The organism is Thalassomonas sp. RHCl1 (genome assembly GCF_947387555.1).
In the GTDB taxonomy this organism is placed as follows: Bacteria; Pseudomonadota; Gammaproteobacteria; order Enterobacterales; family Alteromonadaceae; genus Thalassomonas.
On sequence record NZ_CANDNZ010000023.1, the window covers coordinates 1 to 15,047 of the forward strand.

12 protein-coding genes are annotated in these 15,047 nt (G+C 47.2%); 2 read left to right on the forward strand and 10 right to left on the reverse strand.

Going from position 1 to position 15,047, the window contains the following annotated elements:
- Positions 1-143: 143 nt before the first annotated feature.
- The gene (locus QL234_RS30345; protein ID WP_281561470.1) at positions 144-1,067 is read right to left on the reverse strand and encodes a LysR family transcriptional regulator; all 924 of its coding nucleotides are present in this window, start codon (positions 1,065-1,067) and stop codon (positions 144-146) included.
- 111 nt (positions 1,068-1,178) lie between these two features.
- Between QL234_RS30345 and QL234_RS30350 the strand changes: the two genes are divergently transcribed.
- Positions 1,179-1,556 (forward strand): nuclear transport factor 2 family protein, encoded by a 378-nt coding sequence (locus QL234_RS30350; RefSeq protein WP_281561471.1) that lies wholly within the window; start codon positions 1,179-1,181, stop codon positions 1,554-1,556.
- A gap of 42 nt (positions 1,557-1,598) precedes the next feature.
- Here QL234_RS30350 and QL234_RS30355 read toward each other — a convergent pair whose 3' ends face one another.
- The 8 genes from QL234_RS30355 to QL234_RS30390 form a co-directional block, all read right to left on the reverse strand.
- Positions 1,599-2,543, reverse strand: coding sequence for an alpha/beta fold hydrolase (locus QL234_RS30355; RefSeq protein WP_281561472.1), 945 nt, complete (start codon positions 2,541-2,543; stop codon positions 1,599-1,601).
- A gap of 91 nt (positions 2,544-2,634) precedes the next feature.
- Positions 2,635-3,762, reverse strand: a complete 1,128-nt coding sequence (locus tag QL234_RS30360) for an HD domain-containing phosphohydrolase (protein ID WP_281561473.1) — start codon at positions 3,760-3,762, stop codon at positions 2,635-2,637.
- Positions 3,763-4,275: 513 nt separating this feature from the next.
- Positions 4,276-6,978, reverse strand: coding sequence for a TonB-dependent receptor plug domain-containing protein (locus QL234_RS30365; RefSeq protein WP_281561474.1), 2,703 nt, complete (start codon positions 6,976-6,978; stop codon positions 4,276-4,278).
- 109 nt (positions 6,979-7,087) lie between these two features.
- Entirely contained in the window at positions 7,088-8,695 is a 1,608-nt protein-coding gene (locus QL234_RS30370; protein ID WP_281561475.1) for a hypothetical protein, read from the reverse strand.
- 165 nt (positions 8,696-8,860) lie between these two features.
- Positions 8,861-9,736, reverse strand: a complete 876-nt coding sequence (locus QL234_RS30375) for a hypothetical protein (RefSeq protein ID WP_281561476.1) — start codon at positions 9,734-9,736, stop codon at positions 8,861-8,863.
- Positions 9,737-9,900: 164 nt separating this feature from the next.
- Positions 9,901-10,836, reverse strand: a complete 936-nt coding sequence (secF, locus tag QL234_RS30380; RefSeq protein ID WP_281561477.1) for a protein translocase subunit SecF — start codon at positions 10,834-10,836, stop codon at positions 9,901-9,903.
- The gene (gene secD / locus QL234_RS30385; protein ID WP_281561478.1) at positions 10,833-12,665 is read right to left on the reverse strand and encodes a protein translocase subunit SecD; all 1,833 of its coding nucleotides are present in this window, start codon (positions 12,663-12,665) and stop codon (positions 10,833-10,835) included. Before secD ends, secF begins: the two co-directional genes overlap by 4 nt.
- A gap of 157 nt (positions 12,666-12,822) precedes the next feature.
- Positions 12,823-13,188, reverse strand: coding sequence for a hypothetical protein (locus QL234_RS30390; RefSeq protein WP_281561479.1), 366 nt, complete (start codon positions 13,186-13,188; stop codon positions 12,823-12,825).
- Between the two features lie 292 nt (positions 13,189-13,480).
- Between QL234_RS30390 and QL234_RS30395 the strand changes: the two genes are divergently transcribed.
- On the forward strand, positions 13,481-14,179 hold the full coding sequence (locus QL234_RS30395) for a glutathione S-transferase family protein (protein ID WP_281561480.1): 699 nt from the start codon (positions 13,481-13,483) through the stop codon (positions 14,177-14,179).
- A gap of 47 nt (positions 14,180-14,226) precedes the next feature.
- Here the strand turns inward: QL234_RS30395 and QL234_RS30400 are convergent, their stop codons facing one another.
- Positions 14,227-15,012 carry a transporter substrate-binding domain-containing protein gene (locus QL234_RS30400; RefSeq protein WP_281561481.1) on the reverse strand — a complete coding sequence of 262 codons (786 nt, stop codon included), beginning with the start codon at positions 15,010-15,012 and terminating at the stop codon, positions 14,227-14,229.
- Positions 15,013-15,047: the final 35 nt, after the last annotated feature.

Genomic DNA, 15,047 nt, shown 5'->3' on the forward strand with positions numbered 1-15,047 from the left:
GTCAGATGTTTTTGTAAGGACTCTAACTCAATATTTTTCATAGTGTTGAACTCTGTGTACAGCAATCCATACAGTATGTATAAGTAAGACCAACACTAAATGCAAACACAGCCTTAAATCAACAGTAAGAAGGTCTTTTTTTTTTATGGAAAATTTACCGCCTGCTTCATTTGCTTTTTAACGGCATCAACCGCTAATTTTACATTCAAAGGCGTTTGGCCGCCAAAGGCATGCACCGCATAGACAGGAACGGCAGGGAGCAGAAAATCTGGAAAGATATCAAGCAGTTCGCCTTTGTGCTTGCTCGGAGAAAAGATAAAATCAGGTACTAAAGCGATACCCGCCCCGGATTTCACCATGGCTATTACGGCATTTAACGAATCGTTAAAGCGGTTGGGCTTAAAAACCAGCTCTATGGTTTTGCCACTGCTGTTATCCGTTAAGGTGTGACTGACGCTTTTCCCCTGCCAGCGATTGGCAACATAATCACAGGCAAGCAGCTTTTCGGGATTGCTTTTTAACTGTCCCACAGACAAATTTTCCCGCTGGATATACTGGGGACTGGCACATAAAACTTCACGAAAGCTGCCCAGTAATTGCTGCTTATAATCGCTTGACGGCAACTCCCCCACCCGAATGGCGATATCGATATTGTCATCAATTAAATCAACACGCTGATCACTGGCATAAATGCTGGGAATGATCTTGTTAAAACGACTGACCAGACTGCCGATGGCCGGTGAGATCACCGCTTCAATTAAGGCATGGGGGGCGCTGATACTCAGGGTGCCGCTTGGCTCTTGCTGTGCGTACCTGGCATTGTCCCAGGCTTGGTTGGCCAGCACATTTATCTGCTGGCATTGTTGGTAGAAATCCCGTCCCACCGGCGTTAATACCTGCTGGCGTGTGGTGCGCTTTAACAGCAGCACGCCCAGCTCCTGCTCCAGGGTTTTCAGTTGCTGGCTGAGCACAGATTTGGAGATCCCCAAATCGCTGGCGGCGGCGCTGATAGAGCCCAGCTCAACAATTCGGGAAAACACCAGCATATGGCGGATATATTTCATCATATTGTTCGCTATTTTAGAACAGTGATTCAGGCTTTACTATCTTTTTCAAAGACAATATTCGGCCTACTATTAAGTCATCACCGATAAATGAGTTATTTTCAGGAGCAAAAAATGAACGAACAAGACAAAGCAGATATCATCGCCAAAGTTATCCGGGCAAGCGACATCTGGAAGCAAGGTTTTAACTCGGGTAATGCCGATGTTTGCGCCGGTCAGTATACGCCGGATGCGGTGATGCGGGCGCGTCCTTTCGGCACTTTTACCGGCTTTGATGCCATCAGGGAGTTTTGGCAAAACTTGATCAATGACGGCTTTAGCGATGTCGATTATATCGAGCCTGATTATCAGGTGATTGATGAAGCCAGCGTACTGCTGACTTCCCGCTGGCGCATGAATAAGGCCGGCGGCGTGATCCATAAAGAATTATGGCAGCAACAGGCAAACGGTGAATTTAAGCTGACCGAAGATGATTTTGAAGTGCTTGAATAGCAAAAACGTTAACTGACAGCAAAACTTAAGATCGTTATAAAGTTATTGCGAGTCTATAAAAGCGCTAATAATGTCGGCCGTCTGTCCGGGCACTTCTATCATAGGTAAGTGGCCGGCATTGGTAATAACCTCAACAGTGGGATTAAGCAACAGCGGTTTAAGCACCTGCGCCCCACTGACATCAAGCACCCGGTCTTTATCTCCCCAGAGCACTAAAGTCGGGGCTGCATAATCTTTCAGTACCCGGTTTAACGGGGATGTCGGCAGCGGGATTCCCTGGTCGAAGTTATGGATCTGATGAAAAATTTTAGTGTTCAGGGCAAGGGACTTTTCCGCTTGCTGTGCCAGGTGATCCACTATGACTTGCGGAATAAAAGGCGGGTCAACAAAAACAACCTCCAGTAATTGCCTGAACTGCTCTTGGTTTTGCACTAAAACCCGGGGATTTTTTCCCTGTTTTATCTCGGTAAACATTTCACTGGTTTGTGCGCCCATGACACCAAAGGGCGCCAGCAGCAATAAGCTTTGCACAGACTCGGGATAAAGGGCAGCAAAGTTACCGGCAATATAACCTCCCATGGAATTACCCGCCAGATGAAAAGACTTAATGCCCAGGGCATCGGCAAACTGTTTTATCCGCTTTGACTGAGGCAAAGCATCATAGTCTAACTCGGGGTTTTTACTGCTGTTACCAAATCCAGGTAGGTCCGGGGCAATGACATCAAAACGCTTGGTCAAATGCTGGGCCAGACGGTTCCAGTTATCTTTATCTGCGCCGAAACCATGGAGCAACAACAGTTTAGGCCCATTCCCGCCACGCAAATATTCCAGTTCCAGCTCGCCGACTTGTACCTTGTGCACCGTTAAACCGGCAAAAAAACGCTCTGCGGCGATAGAGAGTTGAAACAGCCTTTCACTGGGCAGTAAAAAAGCCAGGATAAGCCAAAGACAGAGTAAACCAGCCAAGATATAAGCAATAATTTTCATCTTCAGTAACCCACCTCTGATTTAACCTCTGATCATAGCTTAAGAACGTTATTTAACCGACTATTCATCGGACAAAATAGCACACAGAGCCTCAAAGTAATAAATGCTTTATCTGGGGTTGTAAGTGAGGATATTTCTTTAGGGGTTCGGTACCGACAACCTTATATTCGGCAAAAGCGGTATCACGAACAACAACCTCGGTTTCTAAAAAAACAGTACTGTTTTGTAAAACAGTGACCAGCGGACTGCTGAGGGTATTGTTTAAATTTGTGACTAAAGCAATTTCTTTATTCTGTAACCTGACAATGGACCCCAGGGGATAAACGCCCATCATTTTAATAAAAGGGTAAATCAATGTTTCATCAAAGCTTTTCTTATTATTGTAAATGGTTTTGATGGCCTTGTTTGATGAAGTATTTGGCCTAAATACAGTGTTATGAGACGCAGCCACATAGGTATCGGCAATGGCGATAATCTTTACCGCAAGGGAGATCTCCCCTGCCGTCAACTTATCGGGATAACCTGTCCCGTCCAAACGCTCATGATGATGCCGGACAACATCCAGCCAGACAGCGTCTTTTACCCCTTGTTTTTTTAAGATGCTTTCACTCACTATCGGGTGTTGCTCAACCGCCTCTTTTTGCTCTTTGCTAAGCTTTCCCGGTTGAGCATGCAATTTATTCTGCAGCTTTTCAAAACCTATATCATGGGTAAGCGCCCCCGCAATAAGGGATAAACGTTCTATCTGCGCCAGCCCGTATTGGGCTGCAATAGCCTCACAAATAACCGCACTATGCAGGGCGTTAATAACATTGAAGTCTTTATGAATTTTGATTTGCATCGCAACCAATAAAATATCGAGGTCACGTTTACACTGTAATTGAATATGAAGCGCCAGCTCCAAAACCAGATGGGTAAAATCAACGCTTGGCTGATGGTAATTACCCCGAATAACAAGCAGCTTTTTTATCCAAGAGTTAATCAGAAGAATTATCTCCTTGTCACCCTCTTTGCTAAAGTCATCGTAATCCGCAGACGAGCTTAATAAATTTTCTTTAAAATAGCCTTTTGTATTAATAAAACGAAATTGTTTCAGCGATGAAATGGTACGGCCTTTACGTAACACTAACTGGCCAGCCTTATTAAAAACTGAATAGTTGAGCTTGCAACCTGGATTGATTTCACCGACAGGTATTTTCTTCAGAGAAGATAATGGCATAGATAATTTCCAACATTCTTTGCAATTAAAATACTTAACCGTCCCTAAGCAGCTATTGTTTGACTGTTTGATAAAACAGGGCAAACGACTTTTCCTACTGGTTTGCTTTTTCTATTTAGCAAGGGAAATGTGTTGAAAAACACGGGGGGATTTTCATCAAAAAAACGGTCCTTTGAGTCATACCAGAGAGAGCAGCAGGAGGAAGCTGTTCTCATTCTATGTGCTATTTTTCCCGCCAAATTTGTGTAAAGCCGCCATCACACAAGAAGCCATATCATCTCAGATAAACTTACCCGGGACTATAGAGCAGATCTACTATATTGCAGCCTGGAAAGCGCCATATCATTAGCCCTCTACTCATGACAATGACAAAGAAACGGTGCTGTAAAGCGGGGAAGTTCAGGCACAACAAGAAAAGTTGCTACCGGTAATTGTTGCTGCGTTATATACAGAAAAATTACCGGCAGCAGCTGCGACAAAGGCTTGCCGCAACTTATCTCCCAAGAAAGAATATTAAAAACTGTATTTAAACGAGGCCGAAAATCCGGTGCCGATTTCCCGGGTTTTCACCTTGATATTATCCTGCAGTACTTCCATGTCTTCTCCTAACAGATTCTGCACCTTGAACTTCACGGTACTCGAATAGCTCGGATAGTAGGTATAAACCAGATCAAGCGAGTGGAACGGTTGTTCAAAGGCATCGCCCCGGTCACCCGCGCCGGCGGCAAGAATACGCTCACCGAAGACATTGTAGACCAAAGAGCCGCTGTGATTGCCGTCTGCCGAGTCATAACCAAGCTGGAAGTTCACCACATATTCCGAATGGCCGGTCATGCGGCGCTTCTGGCTCTGGGTACCGGCATCTTCCGCCGACAGCACAGTTTCAGAATCGCTTAAAGTGATGTTACCGGACGAGAATAAACCATCAAGCGCCAGGGAGGATAAGTCATATAACCACTCGGCTTCGACACCGTAAACCTCGGCTTCTTCGCCGTTAAGGTAAGTCAGGCTGTAGCTGTCATCCCCCACCAGCAGTTTGGTTTCGATCGGATCCTCGATGGTTTTATAAAACGCCGCCACCGAGAAGTTATTGCCGTTATCGCCGTAATATTCCCAGCGGGCGTCATAGTGTTTTACCGGGCTGGATTTAAGGCCCACGGTACCGACGGTTTTCAGGTCGGTAATAGGGTCGATAAATTCCACCGGCGAAACTTCACGCATATCCGGGCGCACTATGGTTTCACCGTAACTGAGGCGATACTGGCTTTGCTCGCCTAAATAGGTCAGGGCCAGGGCAGTGAAAATATCGTCTTCAACAATAGAAGCGTTTTCGATATTTTCCGGGGTAAAAATCTCATTAAAGTCGGTGATGCTGTAGATTTGACGGGAGAATGCCAAGGATGTTTGTCTGAAATCTTCCCAGCGTAAACCGCCGCTGATGCGCCATTTTTGATCGTAGATAACATCAAACGAACCGTAATAGGCATCGATTAACTGCGCCGCGACATAATCATCGGTTTTAGGCTCATTAAAGACAAAATCAAAGTCGGTATTGTCGATAAAGCTGTCGGTGAAGGCGCCGCCGATATTAAGGATGTTATCCTCGTCCGTATTTAACACTACGGCTTCATTGAAGTTGAAACCGAATACATCGGTGCGGTAATCGCGGTTTTTCTCCAGGAAGTCACCACCGGCTTTAAGCTCAATTTCAAAATTGCTGAAAAATAGCGGCAAGCTGGCATTCCAGCCATAAGACTCCACTTCATCTTCCATTTCAACAAAGCCATGGGTGCTGACATTGGTCACTTCCAGCGCTTCCGAGTGTTGGTATACGCCGTTGTCGAACACATCCTGCACTTTCAGCTCGGTTTCGTTGGGAATATCCGTGGTGGCACTCGAGTTGGTATATTGCCAGTCGATGCCTAAACCGTAAAATTGATTAAAGGTATGCTGCCCCAGCAACTGGGTAACGATGAGCTCCCTTTCTTCAAAGCGGGTTTTATGGGTACGGGATAATTTGCCGTCCGCCAGGGTTAATTCATTATCCGGTTGCGCCGTGGTGAAGACTTCCACTTCATCATCGGTATTGCGCAGCAACATATTCGACAGGGAAATCTTATGATCGCCGAGCTGATAACCCAGGTTTAAAATACCGTTGAGCTTGATCTCATTGGTGGTTTTCGCCCCTTTGTCCAGGCGGTCGTAACAATCTACGGTGACCGTTTTCTGACAGTCGTTGCTGGCCGCACCGCCGGAAATTTTTCCGCTGGTTTGTTCACTGTGGGTCCAGCCGTTGTCATAACTTAACGCCGCCATAAAACCTAAGGTACCGCCAAAGTAGCTCTCGTCAAACGAATTACCGGTGGCGATAGAAAAGCCCATATCGGGATCCAGGCTTTTTTTGCTGATGTCCTGGTTAGTGTTTAACGATTTCGCCAGCGACTTGTTGATGGCCCGGGCATCTGCTGCCGAGAAGTCCTGACCGGAAAAGTTCTCTTCCGTGGTGATAATATTATCGAGCGAGAAATCGGCTTTATAACGGTCAAAAGCCAGATCTATCGCGCCGGGTAAACCCCGGGTGCCGTCGTCTGTACCTAACCAGTCATCGCTGCCGCCGGCGTAGCTGTACCCGCTGCCTGACGCCAAATCGCCGCCGATATCCATTTCAATATCAAAGAAAAAGTCAGAAGGTATGGTTTTAGTGCGGATATCGACATTACCGCCGCCAAACGCCGCCGGCATATCCGGCGAATAGGCTTTTTGCACCGACAGGCTGCTGATGATGCTGGACGGGAAAATATCTAGCGGAATGACGTTACGGGTTAAATCCGGGCTCGGCACATTGGCGCCGTTTAAACGGGTGCTGGAATAACGCTCACCCAAGCCGCGGATATAAATAAATTTACCGTCAACCAGGGTTAAGCCGGTAACCCGGCGAAGGGCGGAAGCGGCATCGCTGTCACCGGTACGGGAAATTTGTTCGGCTCCCATAATATCGGCAACAAAGGCCTGCTGTTTTCTTTCTTCGATAACAGCGGTGGCACTGCCCTGTAAACGGGTCGCAACGGCAACCACTTCTTCCATCGCCAGCTCCTGCTCATCTCCTTCGGCGGCATAAGCGCCGGGAGCAAAACCGCCGGAGATACCGGCAGAAAACGCCAGCATTAATCCCAGATTTAACGGGCTCAGTGTAAACTTGGATGGTTTGGTTTTCATACCAAATGACCTCTTGGAAAAACAATCCATTAACTAGCTATCAGATAAGCAGGACGGCACTTAGCTGTCCTGCTTGTCTAACAAAATAAAGAATGAAAGGGGCTGTTGCCTAGTGAGCAAATGAAGAAGCGGCGGCAATGCTCATGGCGGCATCGACCCATTTCGCCCAGTCACTGTTGACATCGCTTTCACTGATGGCACCGACATATTCCACCTGGTCAAACCAAGGGTCCATGGCGTTTACATCAACGGCTTCAGGAATCGTTACCGCTGTGCCTTCGGCGTCACTCATGGTTGTCGCAGTGCGGTAGCCATCGGCGGCATAAACCACATGGTCTTTGGTCAATGCAATATTGCCTTTGCTTTTCCACCAGGTCGCCAGGTCAAAATCAGGATTGTTTTTCGGATTTTTAAAGTTGATGCCACAGGCAACAACCGAGCCTTCAACGATGATTTTATCGGCGTTGGCATTGGCAATAACGCCGTCAACTTCAACCTTATCTTTTTCATCGTTCAGTTCGAAACACTGGTGTGAACCTTCGGTGGCAGGGTTAGTCACCAGCAGGTTATACAGCTTGCCCATACCCCATTCGCGCATCATGATGCCGCGTGAAGCATCACCGTCACGGATACTTTCGGTTTCATTGGAAATCACGGTAACATTGGCAACCGTCGGGTTAGAGCCTGACTCGTCGCTGTCCCCCTGGGCCGTTGGCGATGATTTCGCGCCGTCGGTTTCAAAGCCGCGGTTACCTAACTGGTTACCGTGCTTGATCAGTACGTGCTGGATTTTACCGGTATAACCTTCATCCCAGTCAACACTGTCATCCTGGTTATGGGTCAATACCAGATGTTTCATGTTCACGCTGCCGCCAAAGGCTTCAACACCGTCGTCGTAACCTTCGTGAATATGCACATAATCTATGGTAGTGCCTGAGCCGACCGCGTATAAAGACAAGGAATTCAAATCGTCACCGGCGCCCGCCAGTTTAGGACCTGAACCGGCATAGCTGACGGTAACAAATTTCAGGATACCGCTGTTGTCATCTTCGATGTTGCCGCCGTAATAAGACACCGCACCTTCGGTTTTCTGGCTACAGCTGTCGGCTTCACGCTCGGCGGTAGTACATTTGTTGTTGATGCCGCGGCCGTTGATCATGATACCGCCCCAGTCACGGTATTTAGGACCTTCACCTACGGTATCTAAATCTTCGAAAGCTTCGTTGGAAGTGAAGGTAATTGGCTTATCAACCGTACCTTCGGCAACAATGCGTGAACCGCGGGCAACACGCAGATAATCGTCGTTACCGGAAAATACGATAGTGCTGCCTGCTTCAATCGTTAATACCGCGCCTGTCGCCGGGATATTGCTTTCCTGGCCGGGAGCATAATCGGCGCCGATAAATAAGCTGCCGTTAAAAATGTGGCGACCTTCGATTGCCGGAATATAAAGGTCACTGGTGATTTCTTTAAGATCTGACGCAAAAGTGGTGGAGTAAACACAATCGTTGCCGTCAGCGGTACCGGTTAAGGTAGAACCGTTCTGGGTATAAGAAGCACATTTCACTTCAGTAGGGGTACCCGTACTTGGGTTAGTGACACTGTTGTCGACCGAATTGTCAACGGTAGTAGGCTTCACTTTAATATCGCCACCACAACCAGCTAAGACTAAGGCACCGGCAATCATACTTACTTTAAAAACTTTATTTACTAGCATCAGGGTTTGCTCCACAGCGTTTTGTTTAAGTTTGTTAAAATTTGTTTAACGACAAATTTTTTGCAGCTATGTTACGAAGCAAAGATGACAGAAATGTTTTACTAATATTGTGGTTTTGTGTCGCTAATATTTCAGCTGTGTGACACTAAAGATATACGGTAAAGCCTAATTGCCCTGTGCCTGCTTTTTACTTTCCAGCTCCCGGGCGACATCCAAAATCAAACTGGCGGTCAGGCGGGAGCGCTCAACAATGCCCTGAAAACGGCTGACACCGGACTGGTTATCGACCACCGGCAACCAATCCAGGCCTAGCTGTTCCATTTGTGCCAGCACCCGCTTTTTATCCGCTTGCGGGGTTACCGCCTGGCCAAGCTCGACAAAACCCGCCACGTCGGCCAGCTCGGCTTTATCGGTGTTGATAATGGCTTGAGTAAAGCCGTGCCATTTCGCCACCGCATTTTCATCCGGCAAGCCGCGAAAAGGTTTTAACGGATATTTTTCCATCAACTCATTGTTATTATCGCTGTTTAATATCGCGGTAAGTTTTCTCGCAGAAAAGAGGCCGAACAAGGCGCCTTGCTCATCAAGGATCACCGCATATTTAAAAGGGGGTGAGCTGAGCAGATGATTAAAGTACATCCATACTGCCCCGCCGTGGTAACCGCGATAACCTAAGGTAAAGCTCAGCACCTGGCTGCCTGAGGCGATCAGCCTGGGAATTTCCCTGACGCTGCTTTTGGGATCCGCTTTCAGCGCCGTTACCGGGATTTTTGACACCTGTAAATCAATCGGCGCGGCGGCGGCGGTAACAATCACATCGGCGGTTTCAAAAGATAACAGCCCGGGAAGTTCGACCTTTTTAAAAATACCGGCGGATGCCATCCATAACACAAAAGGGATCAGGGCAATGCCGACATCGACCGGTTTGATCTCGACATTTTTCGCCAGCTTGCCCTTAAGCCAGATAAAAAGCACCAAGGTCAAAATAAAGGCGGGGGCAAGAACCCAGCTGTGCTCGCGGATCCAGGCGGTCATATCCATAACTGAATTTCCTCGCTTTAGCAGTTTAAAAACCACTCAGGTGATGAACAAATGACATGGGCTCAAATTAAGCCCATGTATTTGCTTATCATTATAGTTAGCCCGGTGTTATTTCACTATTTGACTCATCCTCCTTTCATCACTTCTTAAGACAACCTGGGCAGCTAAGGTAACTGACAGGACATTTCCGCCTGCTTTTGATAATAATCAGCGGTTAATCCCAGCAGCTGGGGTACAGTGGCGGAGATGACCACGGAGGAGAATGTTCCGACAACAATACCGGCAAATAAAGCAACAGAGAAACCGCTTAAAGACGCCCCCGCCAACAGCCATACCGATAAAATGGTGGCCAAAGTGGTGCCTGAGGTGATCAGGGTACGTACTAAGGTCGATTTGATCGCCAGATTGATTATGCTATCCATGGAGGAATCACTCTGACTGCGCATAAATTCCCGCACCTTATCCCCAACGATTATTGAGTCATTTAACGAGTAGCCGATAATGGCCAAAATGCTGGCTAATACCGTTAAATCAAAACTCAGTCCGGTCCAGGCAAATAACCCCAGCACCAGAATAACATCATGACAAAGCGCTGCCACCGCCCCGGTCGCCAGACGCCACTCAAACCTTACCGCCAGGTAAAGTAAAATCACCACAGCTGCCGTTAACAGCGCCAGCCCGCCCTGCTCTATCAGCTCTTCTCCCACCTGACTGCCCATATAAATGGCTTCCTGAGGTTTGATGGTGATAGCCCCAGGTTTAGCCACCATCTCTTGTGCCAGCTTATCCAGCCAGTCGGCCCCTTTCACACTTGAGACGTTATCTGCCTGGCGCACGGTCCAATAGTGTCCCTGGTTTGCCGACGACAAACGGAATCCGTCCGGTAAATAAGCACTTAAAGCCTGCTGCATTTCCTGCTGGCTGACGCTTTCGCTGGTGGAAAATTCGGTTAAATAGCCTCCGGTAAAGTCCAGGGCGAGATTAAGGCCGCGGCTGAACAGCCCTGCCAACGCAAGCAATACCAGTCCCATAGAAAAGTAAAAACCAACCCTTCTAAATTTCGTCAAAAAAGTCACCGGTGTTTTATCGATATCTTTCATAGTGCAACTCCTAATAACTTCTGCTTATTTTCTCTGATCGCTAAATTGGTTAGTGCCTTGGAGACGAAAACGCCGGTAAACATACTGGTTAAAATGCCTAAACATAAAATGACGGCAAAGCCCTTCACCGGCCCGTAACCTATGGCATAGAGAATCATCCCGGTGATCAAGGTAGTAATATTGGCGTCCAAAATCGTGGCAAAAGCATGTTTATAGCCGACTTCTATCGCCATCAGCACCTTGCGCCCGCGTTTAAGCTCTTCTTTGATACGTTCAAAAATAAGCACATTAGTATCAACCGCCATACCTACGGTGAGTACTAGTCCTGCAATGCCGGGTAAGGTTAACACCGCCCCCGGTAACAGTGACATCAAGCCAAGCAAACTCATTAAGTTCAGCGCCAGGGCAATATTGGCAACCAGGCCTAAACTCCGGTACCAGAGCATCATAAAGACCAGGGTTATCGCTATCCCCAGGGTTAAGGCTTTAATACCGTTGTCGATATTATCGGCCCCTAAAGTGGCTTCTATGGTTTGCTGTTTCACTATGGTCACCGGCGCCGTCAGCGAGCCTGCCCGCAACAACAAAGCCAGTTCCTGTGCCTCCTGCAGGCTTGGCATATTGGTGATGCTAAACTGCGCCCCCAAATGAGACTGTATAGTGGCAACATTAATCACCTCGCTTTTTTTCACCGCTTCATTATCTTGATTGCGGTAATACTCTGAAAATACCGTCACCATAGGTTTGCCGATATTCTCCTTTGAAAACTTCGACATTTTTTTACCGCCTGCGCTGTCTAAGGTTAAGTTCACCAAAGGTGCCCCCATTTGGTCACGACCGGGGCTGGCATTTTTGATATTGCTACCGGTAAAAACCGCCTGGCTGTTTAATACCAGTTGGCGGCCACTTTCATCGCTGATACGCTTAATGCCCATGGCACGGGAATTGGCCGCCAGCTGGTAAAACTCCAGCGAGGCGGTGGCGCCGATAATACGTTTTGCCTGCTCGGGATCATGCACGCCCGGCAACTCGATACGGATACGGTTTTTCCCCTGCTGCTGGGTAACCGCCTCGGTAATGCCTAACTCTTCAATGCGCCCGCGCATGGTTTTTATCGTTTGTTTCATGGTTTGCTGGCGGAACTTTGCCAGCTCGGGGGCGGCATAACTCAAAGTCAATCGGTGGCTACTGACTTTCTCCGGTGTCAGTTCGGGATATACCCGGGTAATTTCAGCCAGCAAAGGTTTCAAAGATTGTGTGCTGCTGGCAGCCAGCGTAAGGCTGATGCCCGATTGCCCGGACACAGCAAGGTGTACTCCCCTGAGCTTATTTTCCATCACCATAGATTTTAGCGACAGCGAGATCTGGTTTAAGCGCTCCGTTAAAGCCTGATCTATGTCGACATCAAGCACAAAAAGGACTCCGCCGCTTAAATCCAGGCCCAGTTTAATCGGCTCTCCTCCCAGGGCTTGCAGCCAGGCGGGAGCGTTATTTGCCACTGTGCTGGTAATCACGTACTCCCCGGCCAGCTTATCTTTTAGTACTTGTTCGACTTGTGTCCGGGCAGTCTCATCCGATAAGACTAAGCTGGTATATGCTTTGTTGGTAGAAATCCCGGCGAGCTGCTGGTCTTGCTTGGCAAGCAATGCTTTTAAAGACTGAGGCGCAATCGGTTTGCTTGTTTCAGATCTTGGGGTGATCTGGATATTGACCTGATTGCTATAAAAATTAGGCAGGGCGCTGACCAGCAGTAATATCAAGGTGATCACTATCACCAGGTTTTGCCAGTTAAAATAAGCCCTCGGCTTTTTTACGGGTACATTCATCATAAAATCTCGACATCAATAGCCGTACAGGATGAAAATCCTGCACGACTACTCCGGTGTTAAAACACCAAAAAAGGAAAATAAAAGTTGTGATTTTTACGGCGCAAAGAGCATGTTTTAATAAAAAAACATAAGCTCAAAGCAGCCTTAACGGATGAATTTAACTGTGGTAGGTGATACGACCGGAATACAGGCAGTTGCCGTCTTTCCAACCGGAAATACGGCATGCCTGATGATTGTGTGTCAGTTGTTGGTGCCAGATAGGGGCTAACGGCGGATTACTGAGATTTTTAAAAAATGCAGGCGCCAGTTCGGTGGCAAAAAACTCTATTTCAAGGACATACTCAGGCTCGGTTTGCACTTCGGCGGCAAAGACCGGAGCAGTGGCCCTGAGTCCTCTGGGCGGGTTGAAGTAACCGTCAAAGTCGTCGTCATCCCCTAAAAAAGCAAACGTCGCCTGCTCTGACATCACAGTTTCGCTCAGCTTAACCCGGCTCTGATCATCTGAAGCTTTTGAAAATGACATAGCAGCAAAGTTGGCCGTATATACGACCAACAACAATGCCAGGATCATTGTTAAGTTACGCCAGATGCTCATGCTTAACTTTATGCCACGCTTTTGTTAACAGGGAAGATTTCATTTCTTCAGATAATAGCTATATATGGCTGTTTTGGGAGATTTCAACAAAACAGCATTTTTTAGTGGCAAACAGGTTTCCGGCAAACAGAAAACAGCGACAAAACGTGCAGCCGGGAAAATAACTCCTATCCTATAACAAACACCCCACAAACAGGCATAACGCTTAAGCGGAGGACAGATGACAGGCCCAGCCCGGTTCACCCTGATCAGCCACATCCTTTGCCCTTATGTACAAAGAGCAGTGATCACCTTAAAAGAATTGGACGTGTCCTATAAACGCATAGACATAGATCTCACGAACAAACCCGAATGGTTTTTAGCCTTGTCTCCGCTGGGCAAAGTGCCGCTATTGGTGGTAGATGATGAGACCGTTATATTTGAGTCAGAGGTGATTTGCGAATACCTCAATGAAGCCAACCAGGGAAAATTGCTGGCTGAAGATGCTTTAGAAAAAGCGGAACAAAGAGCCTGGATTGAGTTTGCTTCTACCACCCTCAGCATTATCGCCCAACTCTATAATGCACCAGATAAAGCCGTTTTTAGCCAGCTACAGGAGAAACTCGAACACTTGGGGCAAACCCTGGAAGATAACCTGGTGCAAGCAGAATACTTCAGCAGTAATGAGTTTTCCCTGGTGGATGCCGCCTTTGCCCCGGCATTCAGGTACCTGCCATTATTTGAAAGCCTCAGCAAAGAGCAATTTTTTCAACACTTGCCCAAATTAGCACTCTGGGCACAATATCTGTTGAGCAGGCCCTCGGTTATTGAAGCGGTCAGTGAGCATTACCAGCAACAACTGATGGAATTTCTGGCAAAACGAGAAAGTTATCTGGGGCAACTGGCGCAGAATCAACTCGCCACTAAAGCCGTTAAGTAACAATATCCAGGTTATTGTAAAATAAAACTCTTGAAAACCGGCCCGGGTCAGTTCTTTTTGAAATCTAGATGTTCAATGCCATGCCGGCGTCTCAATTCATCGATCTCTTTTTTATGCTTGGTCAAGAAAGCGTTAAAATCTTTAAAAACGTCTTTATGATAAATGGTGGATAAAAAATAGTCATCTTTGCCAAAAGGCAGCCCGCGGTTCCACACGACATCCAGATTAGGTAAATTTTGCTCCACATACTTCAACCCCACCTGAACATTGACATAAGCCCCGTGTATTCGCCCCGCCTTTAATAAACGGAATAATTGATCCATATTATCCGCTTCCACCAGGGTGATCCTGCCGGTTTGTACCCAGCCCATATAAGGCCAGGGGCTAAACCCCTTGATACTGCCAAGCACCTTAAATTCATCCAGCAAAAGTTCTTCGTGTTTTTTCAGGGTTAAAATACCGTCAATAATAACAGTGGTGCTGTTGCTGTAATGAATACCATGACTTTTTTTCATTTGCGCCGACCAGTTCGGGCTATCGGGGTATTTGAAATCTATTCTGCCCGCCAGAAAAACCGAAAACAGCCGGGAAACATTATAGGCTTTAAACTTGATATCATACCCGTACTTACGGCCAAAAAGCCGCAACAGGTCTACGGAGTAACCGGATAAGGGTTCCCCGGCTTTCACCTGATAAAAAGGCAGGTAATCCAGGGCCTCGATACCGATCACTAAAGTTTTCTGCTCGTCCTTGGCTGAGCTGGTAAAAGAGACCAGGAAAACCAGCACAGCATAAAAAAAACACCGAAAAATATTAAAGTGAATTTTTTTCATTATTGCCCCGTTTCGGCTATAGAGCGAAAAAGCTA

Coding starts and splice junctions, on each gene's coding strand:
- QL234_RS30345 (WP_281561470.1), bottom strand. CDS start 1,067: ATGATGAAATATATCCGCCATATGCTGGTGTTTTCCCGAATTGTTGAG.
- QL234_RS30350 (WP_281561471.1), top strand. CDS start 1,179: ATGAACGAACAAGACAAAGCAGATATCATCGCCAAAGTTATCCGGGCA.
- QL234_RS30355 (WP_281561472.1), bottom strand. CDS start 2,543: ATGAAAATTATTGCTTATATCTTGGCTGGTTTACTCTGTCTTTGGCTT.
- QL234_RS30360 (WP_281561473.1), bottom strand. CDS start 3,762: ATGCCATTATCTTCTCTGAAGAAAATACCTGTCGGTGAAATCAATCCA.
- QL234_RS30365 (WP_281561474.1), bottom strand. CDS start 6,978: ATGAAAACCAAACCATCCAAGTTTACACTGAGCCCGTTAAATCTGGGA.
- QL234_RS30370 (WP_281561475.1), bottom strand. CDS start 8,695: ATGCTAGTAAATAAAGTTTTTAAAGTAAGTATGATTGCCGGTGCCTTA.
- QL234_RS30375 (WP_281561476.1), bottom strand. CDS start 9,736: ATGGATATGACCGCCTGGATCCGCGAGCACAGCTGGGTTCTTGCCCCC.
- secF (WP_281561477.1), bottom strand. CDS start 10,836: ATGAAAGATATCGATAAAACACCGGTGACTTTTTTGACGAAATTTAGA.
- secD (WP_281561478.1), bottom strand. CDS start 12,665: ATGATGAATGTACCCGTAAAAAAGCCGAGGGCTTATTTTAACTGGCAA.
- QL234_RS30390 (WP_281561479.1), bottom strand. CDS start 13,188: ATGTCATTTTCAAAAGCTTCAGATGATCAGAGCCGGGTTAAGCTGAGC.
- QL234_RS30395 (WP_281561480.1), top strand. CDS start 13,481: ATGACAGGCCCAGCCCGGTTCACCCTGATCAGCCACATCCTTTGCCCT.
- QL234_RS30400 (WP_281561481.1), bottom strand. CDS start 15,012: ATGAAAAAAATTCACTTTAATATTTTTCGGTGTTTTTTTTATGCTGTG.